The following is a 24,823-nucleotide window of genomic DNA, read 5'->3' on the forward strand; positions in this document are numbered from 1 at the left end:
TTTATCGTGAACTTAATCAATATACTGCCTCTGTCCCATGCGCACTGCGCAACAACAAGACCCAGCAGAGGCAGTCACTATGAAAAAATCCCTACTCGCACTCGCCGTTATCGCCGCTAGCAGCGCATCCGTTGCTAACGCCGCCGATTACTCAGATGACATTTACAAAAATGATCACAAATGGCTTCAGTTTAACGCCATGTATGCCATTAACGAAAAGCCGCAATTTGGTGATGACACCGATAAAGACCATAACTATCTAGAAATGGAGTTTGGCGGCCGTAAAGGCGTGGTCGATCTCTATGGTTATGTGGATATTTTTGACTTGGGTGAAGACGACAGTGATAACAACAATAAAAAAGGTGCAGATAAAACCTTTATGAAGTTGGCACCGCGCTTCTCAATTGATGGCATCACCGGGCAGGATTTGTCATTTGGCCCTGTACAAGAAGTCTACTTCTCGACCCTATTTAACTGGGGAGGTGGTAATGGGAAGCCATTTGATAGTACTAACAACTCGTTCTGGGGTGTCGGTGCTGATGTTGAGCTGCCATGGTTTGGCAAAGTGGGCATGAACCTCTATGGCTTGTATGACATCAATAACAAAGACTGGAATGGCTATCAGTTCTCGACCAACTGGTTTAAACCTTTCCACTTTTTCGACAACGGTAGCTTCCTGTCTTACCAAGGTTATATCGACTACCAATTCGGTGCCGACGATACCTTTAAAGGCAACAACCAAGCGACCCATGGCGGCGCGATGTTTAACGGCCTGTATTGGCACTCAGATAACTACGCCCTCGGTTATGGTCTGAAAGCCTATAATGATGTTTATCTCTTTGAAGATGGTAATGCCAACAACTCTGTAGGTGCTGTCGCCGACAGCTCAGGTATTTCTCACTACCTTAGCGCGACCTACAAATTCTAATCCTATCCAGCGCCGGTCCCTGCCGGCGCTGTGCTCCCCGCCTTATATTGTCTATGATACACTGGCCTTTTCATCGATAGGCAAGTGTCATGCGGATCACCTTGATAGGCGCAGGTGCGATCGGCACCTTATGGGCGGTCAAATTAAGCCAAGCGGGTCATCACGTTCATCTTATCACGCGCGATGGCGCTGATAAGCGGGCGCTGAACCTTGACGATACCTCCCTTACTTTGCCCGCCAACCAACCAGACTTACTGCGTTATAGTGATCTTTGGCTGGTTTGCACCAAAGCCTATGACGTGCAAGCCTCCTTAACCCCGTGCGTTGCTCATCTTGAGCCGGAAACCATGGTGATGTTGATGCATAACGGCATGGGACCTCATCAATGGCTCATTGATACCCTACCTGCCAGCCAGCCGCTGCTGCTTGCGACCACCTCACAAGGCGTGTTTCGCGCGGAAACAGGCGAGTATCGGCACACGGGCAATGGGCCCACAGCGCTCGGGGCAGGTAACCAAGCCGGTGAAGCCTGTCAGTTTCTCGCCGATGTCTTGGATCATGCCCTACCGGCAGTAACCTGGCAGAGCGATATCCTGGAATCGCTGTGGTATAAACTGGCGGTCAATAGTGTCATCAACCCGCTTACCGCCTTACATGGGATAAAAAACGGTGAGTTGCTCAAACGAGACTATGCGCCAATCATTGATGCGCTATGCCAAGAATTAGCCACTGTAATGCGGGCGGAGCGGATACTTGCCTCGGCTACCGAAGTACGTCAACGTGTGGAAACGGTCGCCAAGGCAACCGCAGACAACTACTCTTCAATGAATCGCGATGTATTTTACCGTCGCCCGACCGAGCTGGCGTATATTACGGGCTATGTGCTGCAACGCGCCCAAGCACACCAGATTTCAACCCCACACCACCAGCAGCTACACCAAGCCGTTCAACAAGTGGAGAGATAAGGAATCATCATGAGTGATAAACGCATCCTGATTTGTATGGCCAATGGCACAGAAGAAATGGAAGCCGTGACTGCCATTGATGTGATGAAACGTGCCGGCTTCAATGTCATCGTGGCCAGCGCCGATCCCGAAGGCGATCTCACGCTAACCTGTTCACGTGGCGTCAAGCTAGTTTGCGACGCAGCACTGGCAACAGTCGCCGACCAGCCTTTTGACTGTGTGATCTTACCCGGTGGTATCGAGGGCGCCCAGTGCTTAGGAGAAAGTAACCTGATCACCGAGATCATCAAACAGCAGCAGAGCGACAATGCGTGGGTGGCTGCCATTTGTGCCGCACCGGCGTTAGTGCTACAACGCCACCAGCTATTCCCGCAGTCACACATGAGCTGTCACCCCAGCGTCAGCGATCAGATCCCAGCGCAATGGCTAAGCCGCCGCCGCGTGATGACCGACTATGACCATCGTTTGATTACCAGCCAGGGGCCTGGCTCGGCAATGGAGTTCGCGATCGAAGTCGTTCACGTACTCGGCGGCAAAGCATTGGCTTGGCAAGTGGCGGAGCCGATGATGCCTCTTCCTCAACTGCACTATGAGAAAAAGTTTACAGAAAGCTAGATTTACGCGAGGCTTAAACGCAAACAGGCAGCCAAATGGCTGCCTGTCTTTTTACTTCGGTAAGCCACTCGGCCTATACCCGATACACTTTCACGTTCTCAAAGCCCATATCTTTAAGATACAGCGCTTGCAAACGACTCATTACCCCTCGCTCGCAATAGAGCAAATAGGTTTTCGTTTGGTCAAGGTCGCCAAACTGGGTCGCCAATTTGAAGAAAGGAATGTGCACCACATCAACGCCTTCAATCTCAAGCGGCTTATCTTCTTGCTCTTCTCGACTGCGGATATCCAGCACCACTGCGCCTTTCTCAACCTCCTTAACCAGCTCCGCTTCCGGCGCTTTTTCTTGGCTCAAGGCTTCGATATCACGGATATCCATCACAGTCGCGTTGTCGACCACTTGCTCAAGCAGACGAAAATCAAACTTGGCTTCTTCGTGTTCAAGCTTGGCTTTTTCCGCTTTCACCGTTGGCTTTTTGGAAATCACGCCACAATACTCAGGCATGGTTTTAGCGAAATCTTCTGTGCCAATTTTACGCGCCGTTTGAATAATGTCTTCTTTGTCCCAGTTAATCAGTGGACGCAAGATCAAGCTATCAGTGACGTTATCAATCATGCGCAGATTGGTGAGCGTTTGGCTAGACACCTGCCCCAATGCTTCGCCGGTCACCAGTGCTTGAATACCAAACCGTTTTGCCACCATGGCCGCCGCCCGCATAAACATACGCTTCAACACCACGCCCATTTGCGCGCTATCGATATTTTCCAAGATGCTATTGACGACCGGCTCAAAATCAATCGAAATAAACTTCACTTTGGCCGATGAGCCAAATTTGTTCCAAAGGTAATGAGACACCTGCTGCACACCCGTTTCATGCGATTTACCACCCAGATTAAAGAAGCAGTAGTGCACTTTACTGCCACGTTTAATGTGCAAATAACTGGAAACGCCTGAATCGAACCCGCCAGAGATCAAGCTCAATACATCTTCTTGTGTACCGAGTGGGAAGCCCCCTAAACCTGCGTGACGATGTTTCACCACGTTGAGCTTATCGTGATCGACCTCCATCATCACGGTGACATCCGGTTTTTTCAGTTGCACACTGGCCGACGGCACGGCTTGGTTTAGTCCTCCACCGACATAGCGCTCCAGATCGATAGAGGTAAAGTCATGCTGCCCACGACGCTTAGCGCGCACACAAAAGGTCTTCCCTTCGATTTGGTGACGCACACCGGCCAAAGTAAGCTCATAGATATGGTGTAAATCGTTAAACAGAGTTTGCTCAACCTCAAGCACGGTTTGCACTCCTGGTGTGTTGGTTAACAMATCCAGAACCAGTTGGCGCTCGTTAGGTTGTTTTAACGTCACCTCAATGTGATCCCGACGGTTATATACCGCCGTATTATCAGTCCGACGCTTTAAAATATTACGAATATTGCATTCGAGGATTTTTGTAAAACGCTTTCTGACTGACTCACTTTTGACGATCACCTCAGGGTGAATTTTAACGATAAACTTCATAACCGGTTCGATACAGCTGGGAACAAAGCCGCGGATTATACAATAACCAGGCTGCCGCTGAAACCGGCCATTTTCACGTCTGAAGAAAGAAGAAGTGCTCGGCGATAACTTGTCTTTACCCACAATCAGTTATCGCCGAGAGACAGGACTAAGGTGCGTTTTGTGGCGCATTCTCGCTAGAGATTTCATCCGAGAAGGTGGGTTTTCCTTGTATCACAGCGATTTCCACACGCCGGTTTGACGCACGGTTTTCCGGAGAATTGTTCGGCGCACGCGGCTTGGTATCCGCTAATCCTTCCACTTTCATACGTAAATGGTTAAAACCAGGGACTTTTTCCATCTCCTGCGCCACTGACACCGCACGCTGTGCCGAAAGATCCCAGTTCGAGCGATAAAGCTCCGACTCCAAAGGTGTGCTATCGGTATGCCCTGAGACCTTGATTTCTCCCGGCACATCTTTTACCAACTGCGCAATTTGACGCACCATGGGCCGGAACTTGGGTTGAAGAAACGCAGAGTTTTGTGGGAAAGCGCCCTTTTCTCGGATCCTTATCACCAACTGTTGCCCTAAGTTCTCGACTTCAACCGCCCCCTCATCGATTTCGCGTTGCAACGCTTGCATCAACGCCTTTTGCAGCTGCTCAAGTTGCTGCTGCATTCTCTGCTGCTCCAATTGTGACGCCACTTGGGCACTGGTGCCGCCTTCCTTATCTGACGTGTTGCGTTGCGAGCCGCCGGACCGATCATCCTCGCCCTCTTGAAAATCCAAGGTGCGCTGCGTCATATCAATGGTTTGCTGCATGATCACTTCAATCGGCGTCGGCTCAGGACGACCCGGACGAAACTCTTGCGCGATCACACTGGTTCCTTTAGGAATGTCTTTCACCTCGAGCACATTTTGTACCCCAAAAGCGAACTTCATTGACCCAGCAATTTGCTTAAACTTAAGCACATCCATCTCTGAAAATGACAACAGAAGGACGAAAAAGCACATAAGAAGCGACATCAAGTCCGCAAACGTCCCCATCCACGGCGGTAAGCCGGGAGGCGGGCATTTGCATTCCTCTTCTTCTTGCTGTTGTGCCATGAAGACTCCTTACTTCTCGCTCGCTGAGGCCTACGTCTCAGACCGATTAATTATCGACATCCACCTCACGCTTACCTTCATTGAGGTAGTTTTTCAAAAAGCCATCAATGACACGCGGGTTTTGTCCATCTTGAATCGCGAGTAAGCCGTCCATGATCAAACGCCGATTCAATTTTTCTTGCTCCTTACGCAGCGCCAGCTTGTTGGCGATGGGGGTCGCCACCATGTTCGCCAACATCGCACCGTACATGGTGGTCAACAAGGCGACCGCCATTGCTGGCCCAATCGCCTTTGGGTCATCCATATTCGACAACATGGCGACCAGCCCAATCAAGGTCCCGATCATCCCCATCGCGGGTGCCACGTCCGCCAAGGCATTATAAAAGCCAATGCCATGGTCGTGCCGCTCCTCGGTAAGGTTAATGTCTTTGTGTAATGTGGCACGGACCACATCGGCATCATGACCATCGACGAGCAAGTCCACGCCCTTTTGCATAAACGAGTTGCTCACTTCCATTTCTTCGAGGGCGAGAAATCCGCCTTTACGCGCCGCATCGGCCATTTCAATAATCTTGGCAATCAAGTCCTCTGGGTCATCGGATTTGAACATGAATGCCTTGCCTGCAATTTTAAAACTGCCAAAGAATTGCCCCATGGTGTACTTGGTGAGAACCACAAATAGGCTCCCCCCGAGTACGATCAGCACCGATGGCACGTCAAAATACATGTTCATGGTGCCGCCCAACAGCATCGCCATTATTACGAATGCAAACGAGCCGAGAATGCCGATGAGCGTCGCTATATCCACGTCAGTCTCCCTTAAATTACGTCAAGTCATTGTTTTTCATTTTTTAGGGTATTGGTTATATCGGCAACCAACCCTATAGGTTTAGCGTAAATACGCAGATACCAACAAGGATAACATGCCTTTTACGGTGGTGGCGCCAAGCACACAAAAACACATAGAGTGGTTTGACCGCCTGTGGCCACTGCGTTACCGTCTAGCCTCTCTATTCTAATTTTATGGCATCATGGCTGTGAAGAAACCAGAAAATATGACCTTTGAGGACACGCTCAAAGAGTTAGATACCATTGTCGGCGCGCTCGAATCCGGTGAACTTCCTCTCGACACCGCAATGAAACGTTTTGAGCGCGGCATTGCACTCACCCGTCAAGGGCAGAAAACCCTTGCTGACGCCGAGCAACGCGTCGAGATCTTGCTCTCGCAAGAAGATGATGGGCCACTGACTGAGTTTTCTCCTCAAGACGATGATTAACACTGTTGTACACGATGCGCTGCGCGAAACGCAAACCCGAAGCAATCAACAACTCGAAGCGTGGCTCGATACTTTATCCTCCCAAGATCAACCGCTTATTCAGGCAATGCGCCATGGTTTGCTCTTGGGGGGCAAACGCATTCGTCCCTTTCTAACCTATGCCACAGGACAGCTGTTTGGCGTGTCACTTGCGCAAATTGATACACCGGCTGTCGCAGTAGAGTGTATTCATGCCTACTCGTTAATTCACGACGATCTACCCGCCATGGATAACGACAGCTTGCGACGCGGGCAGCCAACCTGTCATGTTGCCTTCGATGAAGCCACCGCGATTTTGGCCGGTGACGCGCTACAAACACTGGCCTTTACCGTGCTGGCTGAAGGCCCACTCAATCCAGCGGCCGAGCCTTACCGTATAGACATGGTGAAAACCTTGGCCGCGGCCAGCGGGGCAGCAGGTATGTGTTTAGGACAATCACTGGATTTGGCTGCAGAGGGACGTGCCGTTGATCTTGAAGCCCTTAAACGCATTCACCACAATAAAACCGGGGCGCTGATCAAAGGGGCAGTAAAACTCGGCGCCTATGCAGCCGGCGAGGCAGGTGTCGCCCACTTGCATGAGCTTGAGCGTTTTGCTGACGCCATCGGTCTCGCGTTTCAAGTGCAGGACGATATTTTGGACATTACCAGTGATACGCAAACACTCGGGAAACCGCAAGGGTCAGATGTGAACGCGGATAAAAGCACCTACCCAGCACTACTGGGGCTAGCTGGCGCGCAGGAAAAAGCCGAGCAACTTTACCAAGAAGCACTACACGCCTTGGAGGCAATCCCCTACAATACCGAACAACTGGAAGTTTTTGCCCGATATATCATCGAGCGCAACAACTAGCATGATTAATAAAAGCGCCGAACCATTATGACACTGGATATATCAAAATACCCGACTCTCGCTCTTGCTGATACGCCGGAAGAGTTGCGTACCTTACCACGCGATCACCTGCCGCAGCTTTGTGAAGAGTTACGGACCTACTTACTCAACACAGTCAGTCATTCAAGTGGCCATTTCGCGTCTGGACTTGGCACCGTAGAGCTGACGGTGGCGCTGCACTATGTCTATAACACCCCGTTCGATCATTTAGTATGGGATGTGGGCCATCAGGCGTATCCTCACAAGATCCTGACCGGACGACGTGAGCGCATGCAAACGATCCGCAAAAAAGATGGTTTACACCCCTTTCCGTGGCGAGGAGAAAGCCCTTACGATGTGTTATCCGTTGGCCACTCCTCCACATCCATCAGTGCCGCCCTAGGCATGGCCATCAGCGCACAGAAGGAAGGCCATAACCGGCGTGTGGTTAGCGTGATTGGCGATGGGGCGATCACCGCCGGAATGGCGTTTGAAGCCATGAACCATGCCGGCGATGTCAAGCCCGACATGCTCGTGGTACTTAATGACAACGAGATGTCGATTTCTGAAAATGTTGGCGCGATGAATAACCACTTTGCCCAACTCCTCTCTGGCAATGTCTACACCAGTATTCGTGAAGGCGGTAAGAAAGTCTTATCAGGCGCGCCGCCAATCAAAGAGTTGGTGCGTCGCGCGGAAGAACATCTAAAAGGCATGGTTGTCCCAGGCACCATGTTTGAAGAGCTGGGCTTTAACTACATCGGCCCGATTGATGGTCACGACGTCGAAGAGCTGGTCAAAACCCTCAAGAACATGCGCCACTTAAAAGGGCCGCAATTTCTGCACGTGATGACCAAAAAAGGCAAAGGCTATGAGCCGGCGGAGAAAGATCCGATTGGGTATCATGCCGTGCCTAAGTTTGATCCCAGTGTGCACACACTGCCTAAATCCAAGCCAACTAGCCCAACGTTCTCCAATGTGTTCGGTGACTGGCTATGCGATATGGCGGCGCAAGACGACAAACTTCTCGCCATTACCCCTGCAATGCGCGAAGGCTCCGGGATGGTGCGCTTCTCGAAAGCTCACCCAGACAAGTACTTTGATGTCGCCATCGCCGAGCAGCACTCGGTCACGCTGGCCGCTGGCATGGCAATCGGTACTTACCACCCAGTCGTTGCCATTTATTCAACTTTCTTACAGCGCGCGTATGACCAAGTCATCCACGACGTGGCAATTATGAACTTACCAGTGCTGTTTGCCATTGATCGTGGCGGGATTGTTGGCGCGGATGGCCAAACTCACCAAGGGGCTTTTGATTTAAGCTATCTACGCTGTGTTCCCAACTTGGTCGTGATGACGCCAAGTGACGAAAACGAGTGCCGTCAAATGCTGTATACCGGCCATATTCATGATGGGCCAGCGGCGGTGCGCTATCCTCGCGGCAGTGGTATCGGGGCAGAGATTGAACAAACGATGCAAGCGGTGCCACTTGGCAAAGGCGTGATTAAACGGCAGGGAACGCGGATAGCGATGCTGAACTTTGGCACCTTGTTGCCTCACGCATTAGACGCGGCTGAAACGCTAGATGCCACCTTGGTTGATATGCGCTTTGCCAAACCACTGGATGAGGCATTGCTGCTTGAAATGGCCAACACGCACGACTACCTCGTGACGGTAGAGGAAAATGCGATCGCCGGCGGGGCGGGCTCTGGCGTGATTGAAGCCATGATGCGCCATGGGGTTATCAAGCCGGTGCTGCAAATCGGTCTCCCCGATCGCTTTATCTCCCAAGGCACCCAACAAGAAATGCACGCCGAGCTTGAGCTTGATGGTCCTGGCATTAAGGCGCAAATCCAGCGCTATTTGGCTAAGTTAGCTGAGTAGAAGCGCCGCTTTAAACCGCTAGCCAAGCGCTATCGACTGATATAAAGAAACCCGCTGATTAGTGGCGGGTTTCTTTATGCTTCAGCAACTATTGACGCAGTGGCTTAGCCTGCTCACGCACAATTACTTGGTCCCAAAAATCTTATCGCCCGCATCACCCAGTCCAGGCACGATATAGCCTTTGTCATCCAGTTTTTCATCGATAGCCGCGGTATAAAGCTCAATATCAGGATGCGCTTTTTTCAATGCCTCAATCCCTTCCGGGGCAGAGACCAATACCAAGACCTTGATCTGCTGACAGCCCTGCTCTTTAAGCAAGTCGATGGTCGCAATCATCGAGCCACCAGTCGCCAACATCGGGTCCACCACCAAGGCCATGCGCTCATCGATATTGCTCGCCAACTTATGAAAATACGGCACAGGCTCGAGCGTTTCTTCATCGCGATATACGCCGACGACACTGATGCGAGCCCCTGGGACGTGTTCAAGCACCCCATCCATCATGCCCAACCCTGCGCGCAAAATGGGCACCACGGTGACTTTTTTGCCTTTGATTTGATCGACATTAACCGGGCCATCCCAGCCATCAATCGTCACTATTTCTGTATCGAAGTCAGAGGTGGCTTCATAAGTCAGCAGACTGCCCACTTCGGTGGCAAGCTCGCGAAACCGTTTGGTGCTAATATCTCGCTCGCGCATCAAACCGATTTTATGTTTGACTAACGGGTGCCTTACTTCCACGACCTTCATCTTAGACTCCTTACAAAAAACAAATTCTCGGTAGTATACATGAAAGGTTTTTGCTAGCGTAGCCTTAGGGCTTGACATATCGCCCAGATTCTCACCAAACCGTTTACGCAAACGTTTTCCTTTCTCTGAATGCACTGATAGAATAGCGCCGACTTTTGACTTCCAACTCCGGCGAGGAATTGCAGTGAGCGGTAAACAATCATCTCTTAGCTATAAGGACGCTGGCGTCGATATTGACGCGGGTAACGCACTAGTCGACCGCATTAAAGGGGTAGTAAAACAAACGCACCGTCCCGAAGTCATGGGAGGTTTAGGTGGCTTTGGCGCGCTTTGTTCATTGCCCACTAAATACAAAGAACCGGTATTGGTCTCTGGTACAGACGGCGTGGGAACCAAACTACGCTTGGCACTGGATGCCAATAAACACGACACTATCGGCATCGATCTGGTTGCAATGTGCGTTAACGATCTGATCGTACAAGGTGCTGAGCCTCTCTTTTTCCTCGACTACTACGCCACAGGTAAATTAGATGTTGACGTCGCCGCCGACGTGGTGACCGGCATCGCCCAAGGCTGCCAGCAAGCGGGCTGCGCCCTTATCGGTGGTGAGACGGCAGAAATGCCGGGTATGTACAGCGGCGATGATTACGATGTGGCTGGTTTTTGTGTCGGTGTTGCCGAAAAATCGGCCATCATAGATGGGAGCCAAGTCAGCGATGGCGACGCCTTGATTGGCCTTGCGTCGAGTGGCCCGCATTCAAACGGCTACTCACTGATCCGCAAGATCCTCGACGTCAGTCAAGCAAACCTGAGTGACGACTTAGAAGGCCTACCACTCATCGATCACTTGCTCGCCCCGACCCGCATTTACGTTAAATCCGTATTAGCCCTGCTTGAGCAAGCGCCCATCCATGCGATTTCTCATATCACAGGTGGCGGCTTTTGGGAGAACATCCCCCGCGTATTGCCCGATGGAACCAAGGCGGTGATCGACAATACCAGTTGGCAATGGCCGGCAGTGTTTAACTGGTTGCAAGAAAAAGGCAACGTCAGTGACTACGAAATGCTGCGCACCTTTAACTGTGGAGTGGGGCTTGTGATTGCACTCCCTCAGGCTGAAGCTGATAAAGCAATTACTCTGTTAAATCAAGCCGGCGAAACCGCCTGGCAGTTGGGCCATATTGCTCACGCGACGGGCGACGACGCACAGGTGGAGCTGAAAGCATGAAGCGCATTGTCGTATTAATTTCCGGCAGCGGCTCCAATTTGCAAGCATTGATTGATAGCATCCACCAGCAACACGCACAGATTGCCGCGGTAGTCGCTAACAAAGCGAATGCGTATGGTCTGACGCGTGCCGAGCACGCGGGCATACCGGCTCAAGTGGTTGCCAACACCGATTATGCTAGCCGGGAAGAGTATGATGCGGCGCTTATTCGAGCGTTAGATGCCTATCAGCCCGATCTCGTCGTACTGGCCGGCTTTATGCGTATTTTAACCCCAGGTTTCGTTGCCCACTATGCGGGGCGAATGCTCAACATTCACCCCTCACTGCTTCCCAAATACACCGGACTGCACACTCACCAGCGCGCGATTGATGCTGGCGATACCGAGCATGGTACATCGGTGCATTTTGTCACTGAAGAGCTTGACGGTGGGCCAGTGGTACTCCAAGCTCGCGTGCCTATTTTTGAGGACGACGACGCTGAGTCTGTCGCCGCGCGCGTCCAACAACAAGAGCACAGGATCTACCCACTGGTGGTCAAATGGTTTGTCGATGGCCGACTGAAGATGGAAGAGGACAGTGCCTGGCTTGATGGCCAAACGCTTGGACCAGCAGGTTACGCCGCAGAGGCCTAGCCTGCACAGACACTGACAACATAAACTAAGGCGCCTTCGCGCCTTAATTTATGTCCGCTAAGAAACCGATGTGTGATTGTGGCAATACACCTCGCCAAAGTGAAACACACAATATTCCCCTTCAGCCATCTTATGCCAGCACTCGTTGTTGGTAAGGGGCTGCGTAGCAATCACGGTCACCACATCGTTAGGCGTGGTTTGCTCGTGAAAATCGACCGTCATTTCTTGGTCGATCAGGCTGGCTTTGCCAAACGGGGCACGGCGCGTGATCCAGTGGAGGTTATTGGTGCAATAAGCCATAACATAGTCGCCATCGCTAAACAGCATGTTGTAGACACCCAGCGCGCGCAGACGATCACAGCGTGACGCGATAAAGTCAAACACCTCACACATATTGTCTGGCTGTTGCGGGTAGTGCTTGAACAACTCATTCAATAACCAACAAAAGGCTTTTTCACTGTCCGTATCCCCAACAGGTTTAAAGTGCCCAGTATCCAGGCTCTCAAACCCAGATAACTGACCATTGTGAGCAAAGGTCCAATAACGCCCCCAGATCTCACGAGTGAAAGGATGTGTGTTTTCTAAGCTGATCCCACCTCGATTTGCTTGGCGAATATGGCTAACCACCGCACAGCTTTTTATCGGATAACTGGTGACCAGCTCTGCGACCTTAGATTGGCTACTGGGTGCCGGATCTTTAAAGGTGCGAAACCCTTTGCCTTCATAAAAGGTGATCCCCCAGCCATCGCGATGCGGGCCCGTTTTACCGCCGCGCTGAATCAAGCCAGTAAAGCTAAAACAAATATCGGTTGGGACGTTGGCACTCATGCCAAGCAGCTCGCACATTCTTTCATCTACCTCCGCGGAGTTACGCTGCCATTTCCTTTTCCACTAGCTGGATAAGAATATGGATAATTTTGATATGGACTTCCTGAATACGATCCGCATAACCAAAGTGAGGCACACGGATTTCGATATCAGCGAGACCTGCCATTTTGCCGCCGTCTTTTCCCGTGAGCATAATGGTCTTGATGCCTTTTTGTTTGGCAACATCAATAGCATTGAGGATATTCCCCGAATTACCCGATGTGGAGAGCCCAAACAATACGTCGCCTTTCATGCCCACCGCTTCAAGGTAACGCGAGAAAACATACTCGTAGCCAAAGTCATTCGATACGCAAGAAATATGACTTGGATCTGAAATGGCAATCGCTGGATAACCAGGACGATTTTCTCGGTAGCGTCCGGTCAACTCTTCGGCAAAATGCATGGCATCGCAATGCGAGCCACCATTGCCGCAAGAGAGTACCTTGCCACTGGCCTTAAAGCTATCGGCCAGCAGTTTCGCGGCTTTCTCGATTTGCTGAATATTATTGTCATCACTTAAAAACGCTGTTAACACATCGGCAGCTTCTGTTAGCTCACCGCGAATAATATCTTGGTACATGGCACCTTCCCACTGTTAACAAATATCTGATGATGTCGCCTGACAGGCGTGACGTCACATAACTGCCAGTGTACCCGCATCGTTTTACGGCTGTCGACTGCCGCGCCCTCCCGACAAGCGAGCTAGGTCACGTTTGCTTGAATGGCAACCTATCTTGCCAGTTGTCCCCATCCCCAGGTGGTGATTTTCTCACCTTGCAAGCTAGGTCACACCGTATCATTTTACAATTCGTTAATTATTTGCTTACATTGAGTGGTACGACCTCTTACCACAACAGGAAGAGCTAACCCAAACCTAAGGAGATGACGTGATGGCAACAGGGTTATATATCGCCGCCATGCTAATACTGGCCGGTGTACTCGCATACCATCGTGCTAAGCTGCTGGTATCGACTGCCGTGCTCGCAGCCGGACTAGTTGTAGGGACAATCATGGGCAGCGTCGGGGAGATCACTTGGTTGATCTTTGCCGTGATCGCGTTGCCGCTCAATATCGTGACGTTTCGTCGCAACTGGCTCAGCAAGCCAGCATTCAAAGCGTTTAAGGCTGTGATGCCGGAAATGTCAGCGACGGAAAAAGAAGCGATTGATGCGGGGACAGTCTGGTGGGAAGCGGATCTATTCCGTGGCGCGCCGGATTGGAACAAACTGCATGACATTCCCGCCCCGACGCTGAGTGCGGAAGAGCAGGCATTTTTAGATGGACCGGTCAACGAAGTCTGCCGCATGGTGGATGACTACCAAGTCACGCATGAACTCGCTGACCTGCCCGAGGATGTTTGGCAATATTTGAAAGACAACAAATTCTTCGCCATGATCATCAAAAAGCAATATGGTGGCTTGGAATTTTCTGCCTACGCGCAATCCTTGGTGCTGCAAAAACTGTCAGGCGTGTCTGGTGTGCTGTCATCCACTGTGGGGGTCCCTAACTCACTAGGCCCAGGTGAATTGCTCCAGCATTACGGCACTACCGAGCAAAAAGACCATTACCTCCCTCGTTTGGCCCAAGGTAAAGAAATCCCTTGTTTTGCGTTGACCAGCCCAGAAGCCGGTTCGGATGCGGGCTCTATTCCAGACTACGGCGTAGTGACCAAAGGCGTTTGGAACGGTGAAGAAGTACTGGGGATGAAAATCACCTGGAACAAACGCTATATCACGCTTGCACCAGTAGCGACTGTCTTAGGCTTGGCATTTAAGCTACGCGACCCCGATCATTTACTCGGTGATCAAGATGAGCTCGGCATCACTTGCGCATTGATCCCAACCGATATGGAAGGTGTGCAAATTGGTCGCCGCCATTTCCCATTGAACGTACCTTTCCAAAACGGTCCAACGCAAGGCAACGACGTCTTCGTTCCGATGGACTTTATTATTGGCGGGCAAAAAATGGCAGGCCAAGGCTGGCGGATGCTGATGGAGTGCTTGTCAATTGGTCGCGGTATTACCCTGCCATCTAACACCACGGGTGGGCTAAAATCCGCGGCACTGGCTACCGGAGCCTACGCACGCATCCGTCGTCAGTTCAAATTGCCAATTGGTAAAATGGAAGGGATTGAAGAGCCTCTCGCGCGCATTGCAGGCAACGCCTACGTGATGGATGCTGCCAGCGCGCTGACCGTGACAGGGATTGATGCAGGCGAAAAACCTTCTGTTATCTCGGCAATCGTCAAATATCACTGTACCCACCGTAGCCAGCAGAGCGTCATTGATGCGATGGATGTTATTGGTGGTAAAGGCATCTGCTTAGGGCCGAAAAACTATTTGGGCCGGAATTACCAGGGTTCACCGATTGCTATCACCGTGGAAGGTGCGAATATTCTGACCCGCTCAATGATTATCTTTGGCCAGGGGGCGATTCGTTGTCACCCATTTGTCTTAGATGAAATTCGTGCCAGCGAGAATAGCGATCAGCAAGCGGCCCTTGCCGCATTTGATAAAGCCTTGTTTGGCCACGTTGGCTTCGTGTTTAGCAATGTTGCACGTGCTTTCTGGCTCGGCCTCACTGATGGTCGTTTGTCAAAAGCGCCACGCAAAGACGCAACACGCCGCTATTACCAGCAGATGAACCGCTACAGTGCCGCGCTCGCGCTGCTTGCCGATGTCTCGATGGCAGTATTAGGCGGTAACCTCAAGCGCAAAGAGCGCCTGTCTGCGCGCCTTGGCGATGTGCTGAGCCAGCTTTACCTAGCGTCGGCCACCATGAAACGCTATGCCGATGAAGGTTACCAAAAAGAGGATCTGCCTTTGGTTCATTGGGGCATGCAAGACGCCATGTACCAAGCTGAGCAAGCACTGGATGGCTTTATCGCTAACTTCCCCAACAAGGCGATTGCCGGCTTAGTCCGCGCACTGGTATTCCCGCTGGGTAAAGGACGCCGTCAACCTGGCGATCGTCTCGATGGCAAACTGGCCGTCATTTTACAATCACCCAGTGCGACACGTGACCGCCTCGGTCGTGGTCAGTACTTCGAGCCTGGTAATGCGATTGGTAACATCGAAAAAGCGCTGCACGATATTTTGAACGCTGAACCTATTCACAAGAAAGTGTGCGAGGGGATCGGTGAAAAGCTGCCGTTTATGTTCCTTGACCAAGTCGCGGATAAAGGCTTAAGCGCCGGTGTGATCACCGAGCAAGAAGCCGAACTATTGCGAGAAGCCGAGCAAGGCCGACTTGAAACGATCAATGTCGATGACTTTGACCCGTCAGAGCTACCTGCAGCGTCAATCAAGGAGAGCAAGATGCATAACGCGGCTTAACTGTGTTTTCCGCATCGATAGCTTGACGTCAAAAAGAGAGGGCTTCCCTCTCTTTTTTATTTCCCCGAATAGATGAGCTTACTCGCACCACAGTGCTAGTCGTTCTTATCCGGTTTATCCATACCAAGCTCACTTCCTTGATCGTCTCCGTCGCTGTCCAGCGGGGGCGCTTCCAGCTCTTGCGCCGCTTCAGCCAATTTACGCGCCTTGCGTTTTCGCAAGACAAACCAGGTTGCAGCCCCCATCAACATCACCAATAAGTTACCTAAGCCAATGATCAACAGGGAGGTGGTTCGTGCCTCTTCGCGAGCCCGCTGTTGGCGGCGCGCCTCTGCCGCTTCCATCATCGCTTTTTCACGTGCTTCGCGCTCTGCTTCGGCTTGTTCCAGCGCTGCGTAATCGGTGACCGCAAAGGTTTGTTCAGGAAGCGGGAAAACTAAGGGACGTCCCGACAACTGATCCGTCGCATACAAGGTTGTTCGCCACTTATATTGTCCAGGTGTACTGGCATAAGGAATATCGAGCGTAATAGTTTCCTGCTCTTCCTCAGCAGTGGTTTGGTAGACCGTGGTTTTTCCTTCCGTATCGGTGAATTTAGCGTGAACAGATACGCTGCCAGGCTCAATACTGGCCTGCTCGGACTGAACAACCAATTGATGCGGTTCGCCCTCTGCTTGGCTTTGTTTAAACGTGGCCATTAACGGTGTCGGGTAGACTAAGACTTGTTGCTCTAGCGTGCGGAAAAAAATGCCATTGCCCGAGGTCACGCGTGCGCGGTATTTTCCCGGCATCACATTAATCGGCAAAGAAACGGTAAACACACCGTCATTCGGCGTCTCATCGAGCCCAGTACCATCGTCACTAAATTGTCCCAAGGATTTGGGTTGAGGGCGTTGGTCTGGGTTAAGTGATTCAGGATTTTCGATAAATTCGGTAAAATTAACCGTTAAATCGACACGCTCAATAAAATCACGCAAGTTAAGTGGCTTGTCCCCCAGCATGAGCTGTGCAGTAAACTTGACCGCCTCGCCTTGATAAAGACGGCTGGGTAAGTCTTCAACCTGCATACGCAAATCGCTTAAAACACGGACTTTGTTGTCAGGACTCACCCGGCCAATCGCTTGCCATGGCCCTGGCATGGGGTCGGTCACCGACACAATGTCCATATCTGCTTCTTGATGCCAGGATACTTTGTCTGGGTGACGCCATGCATAATATTTGGTGCCGTCCGGACGTACCAACACCACCGGCATGCTTGGCTTTTCTCGATAAATTACGAAGGCCGCACGCTCAATGGTTGGATCAACACGGAAACGATTTTCCAGCAGACGAATTTCTTGCTCGTTAGCGTGTGCTAACAAGGGAAAACAAACACACACCGCCCACCATCGTTTCTTCATGCCTTCTCCTACTGTCGCCAAAGACAGCTACCGTTTTGCTCAATAAAGTCTAAACGCGCTTCATGCGCACTCATTTCATCGGCCGATGCAGGAATAACCTTTAGCGATTTCTGGCGCTTAACGGTTCTTGGAGCCATTGGGCTCGCATTATCCGTCTCCGTTCCCGCATTAAATGACAGGTTGGTTTGTCCCCCCGTCATTAATAGGTAAACGTCAGCGAGGATCTCCGCATCCAACAACGCGCCGTGAAGCGTTCGCCGAGAGTTATCAATACCGTAGCGATCGCACAACACATCCAGGTTATTACGCTTTCCAGGGAAGATTTTCTTCGCCATCGCTAAGGTGTCTGTAATGGTGCAAAGCTCAGTGGTTTGCAGCGAGACACCTAGGTTTTTGAACTCATGATCCATAAACCCCACATCAAAGGGCGCGTTATGAGCGATCAGCTCCGCCCCTTGGATAAAATCAACAAAGGCTTGATGGATTTGCGCGTATTGCGGCTTATCGGCCAAAAAGGCATCGGTGATACCGTGTACCGAAATCGCCTCAGGGTCGATAGCACGAGTGGGCTTGATATAGGCATGAAAGTGCCGCCCCGTGAGCTTACGGTTGATGATCTCTACCGCGCCGATTTCAATAATATTGTGGCCTTGGTAATGCGGCCCCCCTTCGCGGTTCATACCGGTGGTTTCGGTATCAAGCACAACGAGGCGATCGTAATTCGCTTTCATGGCAATAACTATGTCAAACTTGGCTCAGATGAATAGCCAATAGTATCAAAGATGACCAAGCAGGTAGAAATTTTCACAGACGGTTCTTGTCTCGGCAATCCGGGACCGGGCGGCTATGGCGTGGTGATGCGCTACAAACAACATGAAAAAACCTTGAGTGCCGGTTTCACCCTCACCACCAATAATCGCATGGAGCTGATGGCGGCCATTGTCGGCTTAAATGCGCTTAACACGAGCTGTAACGTGACTCTCACCACTGACAGCCAGTACGTTCGACAAGGGATCACCCAATGGATCCATAATTGGAAAAAACGCCAATGGAAGACGGCGGATAAGAAACCGGTGAAAAATGCCGATTTATGGCAACAGCTTGATCAAGCGGCATCTAAGCATCAGATCACGTGGAACTGGGTGAAAGGCCACGCTGGACACCCAGAAAATGAGCGTTGTGACGAACTCGCGCGCGACGCTGCCAACCACCCGACAGAGATCGATGAAGGTTATCAGCCTGCAGACTAAACCTATTTCTAGCCGCCGTTGGGAACAACCCCGCCCAGCGGTGAGACCGCTTGCTTGAGCTTCCAACGAGGCTTAATCGGTTTTAATGGGTAGCTACGCTTACGGGCAATAATCAAATAAATGGAGCCAAGCGCAGGTGTCACCATACTGGCGCTACTCTCTACCCAAGCGTGCCGAGCGCTGGGTCGCTGCGTCGGCCACAGTCCCATCTGGTGCGCCTCAACCACCTCATAATTCATCACAMTCAACCAATCTTTAACGCGAAGAGGTGAAAACATACGTCCTGCCCAAGGGAGCCTTTGATGCTTGCCACGTAGCAGTTTTTTTACGCCCAAAAAGCTTATGGGGTTAACACCCGAGATGATCAAGCAAGCGTCATCAATCATCACACGATCAACCTCCCGCAATAAACGGTGCGGATCATCGCTATAATCAAGTTGGTGCGCTAATACACAGGCATCAAAAGATTTCTCGATAAATGGCAAGGCATAGTGTGTCGCGGTCACATTGCGCATTGGGTTATGTTGGTCGACACACACTTGGTGTTGAATGTTACACTGTTCACTGACTAGCTCGCAGCTTAAGCCGCCCAGTTTCAGCAAGTGGTAGCCAAATAAGGTCGGTAGCCATTCATCCAACCGAGTTTGCAATTGGGTGCGCGCCCAATCACCGTAAGCAACTTGGTCCCACGTATAGGGATAGTCAAACTGATGTTCTATGCGCGCTGGTTTCATTGATTAAGGCTCATTCTATCGCTGGAGAACCCAATGCTTCATGTAAAAAGCATACCTGCATTTAACGATAATTACATATGGCTCATTATTAGTGAAGATAATCGCTGCGCCGTGGTCGATCCGGGTGAAGCAAGTCAGGTTATTGACTACCTTAAAGCGAATTCATTGACTTTATCGTGCATTCTTATCACGCACCACCATTGGGATCACACCAATGGCATTGACGATCTTGTACGTTATGCGCCAAACGCGAAAGTGATCGGCCCGGATGTTCATCCAATACCTCAACGTTCAATGGCGGTCGGTGACGGTGACCAAATTGATGTCTTTGACCATCGCTTTTTGGTCGTCGGTGTCGAGGGCCACACCGACGATCACATTGCGTTTGTCGGCGATGGTAAGCTGTTCTGTGGCGATGCCTTGTTTTCAGCCGGTTGTGGCCGCTTACTCGGTGGCACTGCGGAGCAATCACTTAACTCATTGAAAAAGCTAGCATCGCTACCCATCGAGACCCAAGTGTATTGCGCCCATGAGTATACCGCCGCCAATGTCGCGTTTGCGCTGACTATAGAGCCTGAAAACGACGCATTACACTTGTACCGAGAAGAAGTGAACCGCTTACGCGCCCAAGGTAAGCAAACGCTCCCCAGTACCATTGAGCGAGAAAAGCGTATTAACCCGTTTTTGCGTACCCAAGAGCCGACGGTCATTCAAGCGGTTGCAGGTCGCACTGCAGCCGACGATGAGCTTGCCGTTTTCCGAGCGCTGCGGCAGTGGAAGGACGAATTTTGAGCTGAGTCTCTTGTCATCAATGAGGCCAGCCCCTATCATCATCGGCTATTTTGGACGAAGGTTTTATGCAATGAAGTACCGTTTTGTTATATTGAGCACGCTGTTGCTGAGCGGCTGTCAGTCTATCGGCGACGCTCAAAATGCGGATATCGCCTCCGAGGCACCGCCCGTTGTCGCAAAAGAAACAACGCGCTCGCCTGATAAAGCCTCAGAGACGCCCAAGAAAACCATACCCGCGACGCCTACGGTACTTTCCCCGCAAAAACAAAATGATGTGTGGCAGCGCATCAGTATGCAGCTTTCGCTTCCCGTGCCTGATAATGCCTCGGTGCGCCGTTATCGTAATTGGTACTTAAAGTATCCTAATCACCTTGCCACGGTCGCTGAGCGCGCTACGCCGTTTTTACACCTGATCGTAGAAAAGGTCGAAGCGCGCAACATGCCCTTAGAGTTGGCGTTGCTTCCAGTCGTAGAAAGCTCGTTTGATCAATTTGCTTACTCGCATGGCCGGGCGGCTGGCCTTTGGCAATTTGTCCCAGCAACAGGCCGCCGTTTTGGCCTGGAACAAAATTGGTGGTACGACGGCCGGCGTGATGTGGTGCAATCAACCGATGCGGCACTCGATTACCTCGAGTACTTGCATGGCATGTTTGATGGCAACTGGTTACACGCTATCGCTGCATATAACTCCGGCGAAGGACGCGTGGCTCGCGCTATTCGTCGCAACGAGCAACGCGGAAAGCCCACCGACTTTTGGCATTTGGACCTCCCAAAAGAAACCAGCAGCTATGTGCCTAAGCTAATCGCCCTTGGCGATGTACTGCGCCACCAAGAGCAGTATGGACTCGACGTGCCAGAAATCCCCAATCAGCCAGCACTGACCTTGGTCGATCCTAAGATGCAGATGGATCTGGCGCTCGCGGCTAACTATGCCGGTTTAAGTGTCTCAGAGCTTCAAAGCCTTAACCCTGCGTATAACCATTGGGCAACGTCACCATCAGGCCCCACCCACTTATTATTGCCCAACGACAATGTGGAACGCTTTAATACTGAGTTGGCTAAAAATGACAACCAAGGGCTTCGTGTGGAACGTTATGCGGTGAAGTCAGGTGATAGCCTGAGTGAAATCGCGGCGGAGTACAACACCACCGTCAAGGTATTAAAACGTGCTAACCAACTCCGCTCCTCACGTATTCGCGTGGGTCAGCGCCTGATGATCCCTGTTTCGCTGAAAGATGAATCACAATACACGCTAAGCGCACCACAGCGCCTCGCGGCATTGCAAGCGGCGGAGCGAGATGGCCACAAGCGCACCCACACCGTGCGCCAAGGCGACAGTTTTTGGACAATCGCCCGCCGTTATGACGTTGATTATCGTCAGCTCGCTAAGTGGAACGGCATGAGTCCTCGCGACACCCTCAGCATTGGCCAGACGTTGGTCGTTTGGGATAAAGAGGGAGATGCACGTCGCATCCGCACGATTACCTACAGAATTCGACAAGGTGATTCCTTGAGCAGTATTGCACAACGCTACAATGTATCAGTCGCCGAGCTGGTTAAATGGAACCAGTTACGACAAAGCACATATATCCAACCCGGTCAAAAGCTAACACTGCATATCGACATTTCTCGGAGTAGCGGCTCATGATGCAAGCGTCAGCCAATCCACTGTTTGCCTTAAGAGACATCGTTCTTCGTCCCAGTGCATGCTTTGCTGCATTAAGCCAGCGCCCGGTATGGGGCTGGTTGGCTTATTTGCTTATGTGCCTAAGCGCTATTGCATTTTGGAGTGCTTATTTTGATCACACCAACCTTGCCGCGCTTCAGCAAGCACTCGCGCAACAATTATCGATGCCACCTGCAGACGCTGAAAAGTGGTTACAACGTGAAACACTGCTTGCCTCTGAAGTGCTCGGAGATTGGTTTGGCCGAGCGGCGGTCATTTTTTCCTTGGCACTGTGGTTTCGGTTAGCCACCAAACAAGAAGCCCCTAATTTTGGCTATCGTCATTGGCTCGCGGCCTCTTGCTTTATCTTTTTACCCGCGGTCGTGGGCGATTTGGCAAGCTATACCAATATGACCTTATCATCCGGTTTTATTTTGCCGGCTCATGCGGATTTAAATAGCCTTAATGGCTTACTTAAATTACCACTCGCCTCGCCATGGAGTGCATGGGCAGCAAGCTTGCCATTGCTACTCCCGTGGTACTGGGTATTAAGCATTACGGTTATCGGTACTTGGACACCACTCAATCATGGCAAAGCGATCGTCGTTGCTACCCTGCCTTGGGTTGCCGTTTTTGCCAGTTGGGCCATCGTCATAGCRTTAAGCTAGGAAAATTCAGCGAGGGAAACCCCCTCGCTGCCTCTATCCTGTCACTTTCAGTTGTGCCTCTATCGCTGCGTGATCGGAGGCACCATTATCAATTGCGCTCGCCTTTTCTACCGATAAGCCACGGTAGAAAACATGATCCAACGGCAACCCAAATTTAGTCATTCGCTCATCGGGGTGATAACGCATTTCTTGCAATGACAAACGCGTGACCATCGCTCTTACCGCGTCTAACCGCCGCTGAGACCAAGTATTAAAGTCACCAGCTAAAATAATCGGCCCATCGWCACGCGCCAAAGCTTGCTCCAAAGCGGCCAATTGTTTCTTATAAGCGGCCATTGCATAAGTAAAGTTAATGCTATGAATATTCACCACCGCAAGGCGCTCTCCATTGGAGAGCTTATACTCACTATATAGAGCACTTTTAGGAAGGCGCAGATAAGGCTCGACCGCAGTATACGCACAACTGTGCAAAGGGTTCACTTTGGAAAGGTTCATCACCCCTGCAACAGCATCTTGCATCGCAAACGCATAAGCTTGGTCATAGTGCAATGACGCCTGCGTGATCCAACGTGCTAATTGTGGACCAAAGCTTGCCTCTTGCAACAACATCAAGCGGTGAGGTTGGTGATACTGACTTAACGCAGTGTCCCACTGGGGACGCTGTTGTTTATAAATATTCCATACCAATAATGAAAAACGGCCTTGTTCGTCAAGCGGTAAAGAATGTGTGTAATCAACGCATTGGCGATGTATACCAGACACCGTATGGAGTTGGGTGCTGTCAGGCACGGTGAAGTAGCCATTGACACCAATCACCGCAGCAGGGACGAAAATAGCACTCCCCCATGCCACTACCTTACCAATACGTCTTTTCATTGCTTAGTCACCACCATAGCGCTTGCCAGTGTGAGTATAGGTTGTTATTAGAATGGCCGCTGATTTTGCGATCATGAAGGCTGAAATACAAGTGGTTGCTCTCAGTTATTACTTGCTGCTTACTTCAACTCAGAGATAGGATAGAAGAGAAATAATAACAAGGTGCATTCATGGAGCGACGCCTATGCTTAACAACCTCTTCGTATACGGAACCCTGTGTCCAGAAGGCACAAATCACCACGTGCTTGCGGATGTCCATGGGCAATGGTTTCCCGCGAGTATACAAGCAATACGCACAGACCGTGGTTGGGGATCGGCCTCGGGTTGTCCGGGTATAGAGCTCAGTGATAATCCAAATAATCGGGTAGAGGGCTGGCTTTTGAAAGCAGACGATTTATCTCACTTTCTCCCTCACATTGATGCATTCGAAGGCGCTGGCTACCAACGGGTGATTGTTGAGGTAGAGTACAAAAGCAAAAGCAGTCAACACGCCCAGCATACAACAGCATTCACCTATGAACTTTGTTTTAATCACCAGCCTGATGCGACTGGGCCAAGCCAATTTGTCGCCAAAAACTATTAGAAGAGTCGTTGAATAGATATAAAAAAGCACCGATGCAAGTCGGTGCTTTTTAAGTGGCAGGGCTAGAGGGAGTCGATCGAACTGGCGCTCCAGCCCCCAACACGCGGATGTCGATGTCACGCCAAAAACCATCCATAAGATAGCCTATCGGTAATATTGAAATCAAAAAAAAGCACTGACGGATGTCAGTGCTTTTCAAGTGGCAGGGGTAGAGGGATTCGATCGGACTGGCGACCCAGCGGGCTGGCGACCCAGCCCCTAACACGCGGATTTTGATGTCACAACCACAACTATCCATTAGTTAGTCTATCAGTAGTATTGAGATAAAAAAAAAGCACCGACGAACGTCGATGCTTTTTAGATGGCAGGGGTAGAGGGATTCGAACCCCCAACACGCGGATTTGGAATCCGCTGCTCTGCCAATTGGAGCTATACCCCTATAAATAGTGGCGGAGTGGACGGGACTCGAACCCGCGACCCCCGGCGTGACAGGCCGGTATTCTAACCAACTGAACTACCACTCCGCACCAATTCTGTCTCATCAAAGTCTTACATATCATTGCTTTGATGCTTAAATATTTGCTAACTAAAGCTCAATATTAAGCTCTAATTAAGTTATCTTGTTTGATGCGATGAGGGTGTTGAATCGAGACGCGCAGTGTATGCCAATACATGAGCATCATCGTTATCACAAGCATCGAGCAATCAGCAAGATAAGCGTTTTTGCCTTCAGATTTTTCCAAAAATCTGAAAACAAGAAAGCAAGCCTGGCGATGTCCTACTCTCACATGGGGAGACCCCACACTACCATCGGCGCTGCTTCGTTTCACTACTGAGTTCGGCATGGAGTCAGG

At 50.9% G+C, this 24,823-nt stretch carries 24 protein-coding genes, 2 tRNA genes and 1 rRNA gene; 14 read left to right on the forward strand and 13 right to left on the reverse strand.

Annotation, left to right across the window (positions count from 1 at the left end; translation table 11 throughout):
- Positions 1–79 precede the first annotated feature (79 nt).
- The 3 genes from BZG14_RS00985 (at position 80) to BZG14_RS00995 (ending at position 2,508) form a co-directional block, all read left to right on the forward strand.
- Positions 80–928 (forward strand): nucleoside-specific channel-forming Tsx family protein, encoded by an 849-nt coding sequence (locus BZG14_RS00985; protein ID WP_077607714.1) that lies wholly within the window; start codon positions 80–82, stop codon positions 926–928.
- A gap of 89 nt (positions 929–1,017) precedes the next feature.
- The gene (locus BZG14_RS00990) at positions 1,018–1,893 is read left to right on the forward strand and encodes a 2-dehydropantoate 2-reductase (protein ID WP_077607715.1); all 876 of its coding nucleotides are present in this window, start codon (positions 1,018–1,020) and stop codon (positions 1,891–1,893) included.
- A gap of 9 nt (positions 1,894–1,902) precedes the next feature.
- Positions 1,903–2,508, forward strand: a complete 606-nt coding sequence (locus BZG14_RS00995; protein ID WP_077607716.1) for a DJ-1 family glyoxalase III — start codon at positions 1,903–1,905, stop codon at positions 2,506–2,508.
- A 73-nt stretch (positions 2,509–2,581) separates the two neighbouring features.
- Here BZG14_RS00995 and thiI read toward each other — a convergent pair whose 3' ends face one another.
- The 3 genes from thiI to pomA form a co-directional block, all read right to left on the reverse strand.
- Complete coding sequence (gene thiI / locus BZG14_RS01000; protein ID WP_077607717.1) at positions 2,582–4,030, reverse strand: tRNA uracil 4-sulfurtransferase ThiI; 1,449 nt, start codon at positions 4,028–4,030, stop codon at positions 2,582–2,584.
- Positions 4,031–4,178: 148 nt separating this feature from the next.
- Positions 4,179–5,117: a flagellar motor protein MotB gene (locus BZG14_RS01005; RefSeq protein WP_077485493.1), complete on the reverse strand. Its 939-nt coding sequence runs from the start codon at positions 5,115–5,117 to the stop codon at positions 4,179–4,181.
- 46 nt (positions 5,118–5,163) lie between these two features.
- Positions 5,164–5,925 carry a flagellar motor protein PomA gene (pomA, locus tag BZG14_RS01010; protein ID WP_077485496.1) on the reverse strand — a complete coding sequence of 254 codons (762 nt, stop codon included), beginning with the start codon at positions 5,923–5,925 and terminating at the stop codon, positions 5,164–5,166.
- A 223-nt stretch (positions 5,926–6,148) separates the two neighbouring features.
- On the opposite strand from pomA, the gene xseB reads away from it, so the two are divergent.
- Genes xseB through dxs form a run of 3 tightly spaced genes read left to right on the forward strand, consistent with a single transcriptional unit; the run spans position 6,149 to position 9,188 of the window.
- Complete coding sequence (gene xseB / locus BZG14_RS01015) at positions 6,149–6,394, forward strand: exodeoxyribonuclease VII small subunit (protein ID WP_069361156.1); 246 nt, start codon at positions 6,149–6,151, stop codon at positions 6,392–6,394.
- Positions 6,387–7,286 (forward strand): (2E,6E)-farnesyl diphosphate synthase, encoded by a 900-nt coding sequence (gene ispA / locus BZG14_RS01020; protein ID WP_077456992.1) that lies wholly within the window; start codon positions 6,387–6,389, stop codon positions 7,284–7,286. The genes xseB and ispA overlap by 8 nt, the downstream gene beginning before the upstream one ends.
- A gap of 27 nt (positions 7,287–7,313) precedes the next feature.
- Positions 7,314–9,188: a 1-deoxy-D-xylulose-5-phosphate synthase gene (gene dxs / locus BZG14_RS01025; RefSeq protein ID WP_077607718.1), complete on the forward strand. Its 1,875-nt coding sequence runs from the start codon at positions 7,314–7,316 to the stop codon at positions 9,186–9,188.
- A gap of 123 nt (positions 9,189–9,311) precedes the next feature.
- Here the strand turns inward: dxs and upp are convergent, their stop codons facing one another.
- The gene (upp, locus tag BZG14_RS01030) at positions 9,312–9,938 is read right to left on the reverse strand and encodes a uracil phosphoribosyltransferase (RefSeq protein ID WP_069361159.1); all 627 of its coding nucleotides are present in this window, start codon (positions 9,936–9,938) and stop codon (positions 9,312–9,314) included.
- 184 nt (positions 9,939–10,122) lie between these two features.
- On the opposite strand from upp, the gene purM reads away from it, so the two are divergent.
- Positions 10,123–11,166, forward strand: coding sequence for a phosphoribosylformylglycinamidine cyclo-ligase (purM, locus tag BZG14_RS01035; protein WP_077607719.1), 1,044 nt, complete (start codon positions 10,123–10,125; stop codon positions 11,164–11,166).
- Positions 11,163–11,798, forward strand: a complete 636-nt coding sequence (gene purN, locus BZG14_RS01040; RefSeq protein WP_077607720.1) for a phosphoribosylglycinamide formyltransferase — start codon at positions 11,163–11,165, stop codon at positions 11,796–11,798. The genes purM and purN overlap by 4 nt, the downstream gene beginning before the upstream one ends.
- Positions 11,799–11,855: 57 nt before the next feature.
- Here purN and BZG14_RS01045 read toward each other — a convergent pair whose 3' ends face one another.
- Both BZG14_RS01045 and lpcA read right to left on the reverse strand, forming a co-directional pair.
- The gene (locus BZG14_RS01045; protein WP_077485511.1) at positions 11,856–12,644 is read right to left on the reverse strand and encodes a class II glutamine amidotransferase; all 789 of its coding nucleotides are present in this window, start codon (positions 12,642–12,644) and stop codon (positions 11,856–11,858) included.
- 22 nt (positions 12,645–12,666) lie between these two features.
- On the reverse strand, positions 12,667–13,245 hold the full coding sequence (lpcA, locus tag BZG14_RS01050) for a D-sedoheptulose 7-phosphate isomerase (protein ID WP_069361163.1): 579 nt from the start codon (positions 13,243–13,245) through the stop codon (positions 12,667–12,669).
- Positions 13,246–13,555: 310 nt separating this feature from the next.
- Here lpcA and fadE point away from each other — a divergent pair, with 310 nt between their 5' ends.
- Complete coding sequence (gene fadE, locus BZG14_RS01055; RefSeq protein ID WP_077607721.1) at positions 13,556–16,000, forward strand: acyl-CoA dehydrogenase FadE; 2,445 nt, start codon at positions 13,556–13,558, stop codon at positions 15,998–16,000.
- A 95-nt stretch (positions 16,001–16,095) separates the two neighbouring features.
- Here fadE and BZG14_RS01060 read toward each other — a convergent pair whose 3' ends face one another.
- A complete protein-coding gene (locus BZG14_RS01060; protein WP_077485520.1) occupies positions 16,096–17,400 on the reverse strand; it encodes a TIGR03503 family protein in 1,305 nt (434 codons plus the stop codon).
- An 8-nt stretch (positions 17,401–17,408) separates the two neighbouring features.
- Positions 17,409–18,131: a DNA polymerase III subunit epsilon gene (gene dnaQ, locus BZG14_RS01065; RefSeq protein ID WP_069361166.1), complete on the reverse strand. Its 723-nt coding sequence runs from the start codon at positions 18,129–18,131 to the stop codon at positions 17,409–17,411.
- Positions 18,132–18,182: 51 nt separating this feature from the next.
- Between dnaQ and rnhA the strand changes: the two genes are divergently transcribed.
- Positions 18,183–18,650, forward strand: a complete 468-nt coding sequence (gene rnhA / locus BZG14_RS01070) for a ribonuclease HI (RefSeq protein WP_069361167.1) — start codon at positions 18,183–18,185, stop codon at positions 18,648–18,650.
- Positions 18,651–18,658: 8 nt separating this feature from the next.
- On the opposite strand, the gene BZG14_RS01075 is transcribed toward rnhA, so the two are convergent.
- Positions 18,659–19,384 (reverse strand): methyltransferase domain-containing protein, encoded by a 726-nt coding sequence (locus BZG14_RS01075; protein ID WP_077607722.1) that lies wholly within the window; start codon positions 19,382–19,384, stop codon positions 18,659–18,661.
- Positions 19,385–19,417: 33 nt separating this feature from the next.
- Between BZG14_RS01075 and gloB the strand changes: the two genes are divergently transcribed.
- The 3 genes from gloB (at position 19,418) to BZG14_RS01090 (ending at position 22,510) form a co-directional block, all read left to right on the forward strand.
- On the forward strand, positions 19,418–20,176 hold the full coding sequence (gene gloB / locus BZG14_RS01080) for a hydroxyacylglutathione hydrolase (RefSeq protein ID WP_077607723.1): 759 nt from the start codon (positions 19,418–19,420) through the stop codon (positions 20,174–20,176).
- 70 nt (positions 20,177–20,246) lie between these two features.
- Positions 20,247–21,824, forward strand: a complete 1,578-nt coding sequence (locus BZG14_RS01085; RefSeq protein ID WP_108743498.1) for a LysM peptidoglycan-binding domain-containing protein — start codon at positions 20,247–20,249, stop codon at positions 21,822–21,824.
- Complete coding sequence (locus BZG14_RS01090) at positions 21,821–22,510, forward strand: YIP1 family protein (protein WP_327292089.1); 690 nt, start codon at positions 21,821–21,823, stop codon at positions 22,508–22,510. The genes BZG14_RS01085 and BZG14_RS01090 overlap by 4 nt, the downstream gene beginning before the upstream one ends.
- Before the next feature lie 33 nt (positions 22,511–22,543).
- On the opposite strand, the gene BZG14_RS01095 is transcribed toward BZG14_RS01090, so the two are convergent.
- Positions 22,544–23,386: an endonuclease/exonuclease/phosphatase family protein gene (locus BZG14_RS01095; RefSeq protein ID WP_077607724.1), complete on the reverse strand. Its 843-nt coding sequence runs from the start codon at positions 23,384–23,386 to the stop codon at positions 22,544–22,546.
- Between the two features lie 184 nt (positions 23,387–23,570).
- Here BZG14_RS01095 and BZG14_RS01100 point away from each other — a divergent pair, with 184 nt between their 5' ends.
- Complete coding sequence (locus BZG14_RS01100) at positions 23,571–23,969, forward strand: gamma-glutamylcyclotransferase family protein (RefSeq protein ID WP_077485525.1); 399 nt, start codon at positions 23,571–23,573, stop codon at positions 23,967–23,969.
- A gap of 362 nt (positions 23,970–24,331) precedes the next feature.
- Here the strand turns inward: BZG14_RS01100 and BZG14_RS01105 are convergent.
- The 3 genes from BZG14_RS01105 to rrf all read right to left on the reverse strand — a co-directional run.
- Positions 24,332–24,408 (reverse strand) — tRNA-Trp (locus tag BZG14_RS01105).
- A gap of 8 nt (positions 24,409–24,416) precedes the next feature.
- Positions 24,417–24,493, reverse strand: a tRNA-Asp gene (locus BZG14_RS01110).
- Between the two features lie 241 nt (positions 24,494–24,734).
- Positions 24,735–24,823 (reverse strand): 5S ribosomal RNA (gene rrf, locus BZG14_RS16045); the annotation flags it as partial.

Source organism: Salinivibrio sp. IB282 (assembly GCF_001995685.1).
In the GTDB taxonomy this organism is placed as follows: Bacteria; Pseudomonadota; Gammaproteobacteria; order Enterobacterales; family Vibrionaceae; genus Salinivibrio; species Salinivibrio kushneri.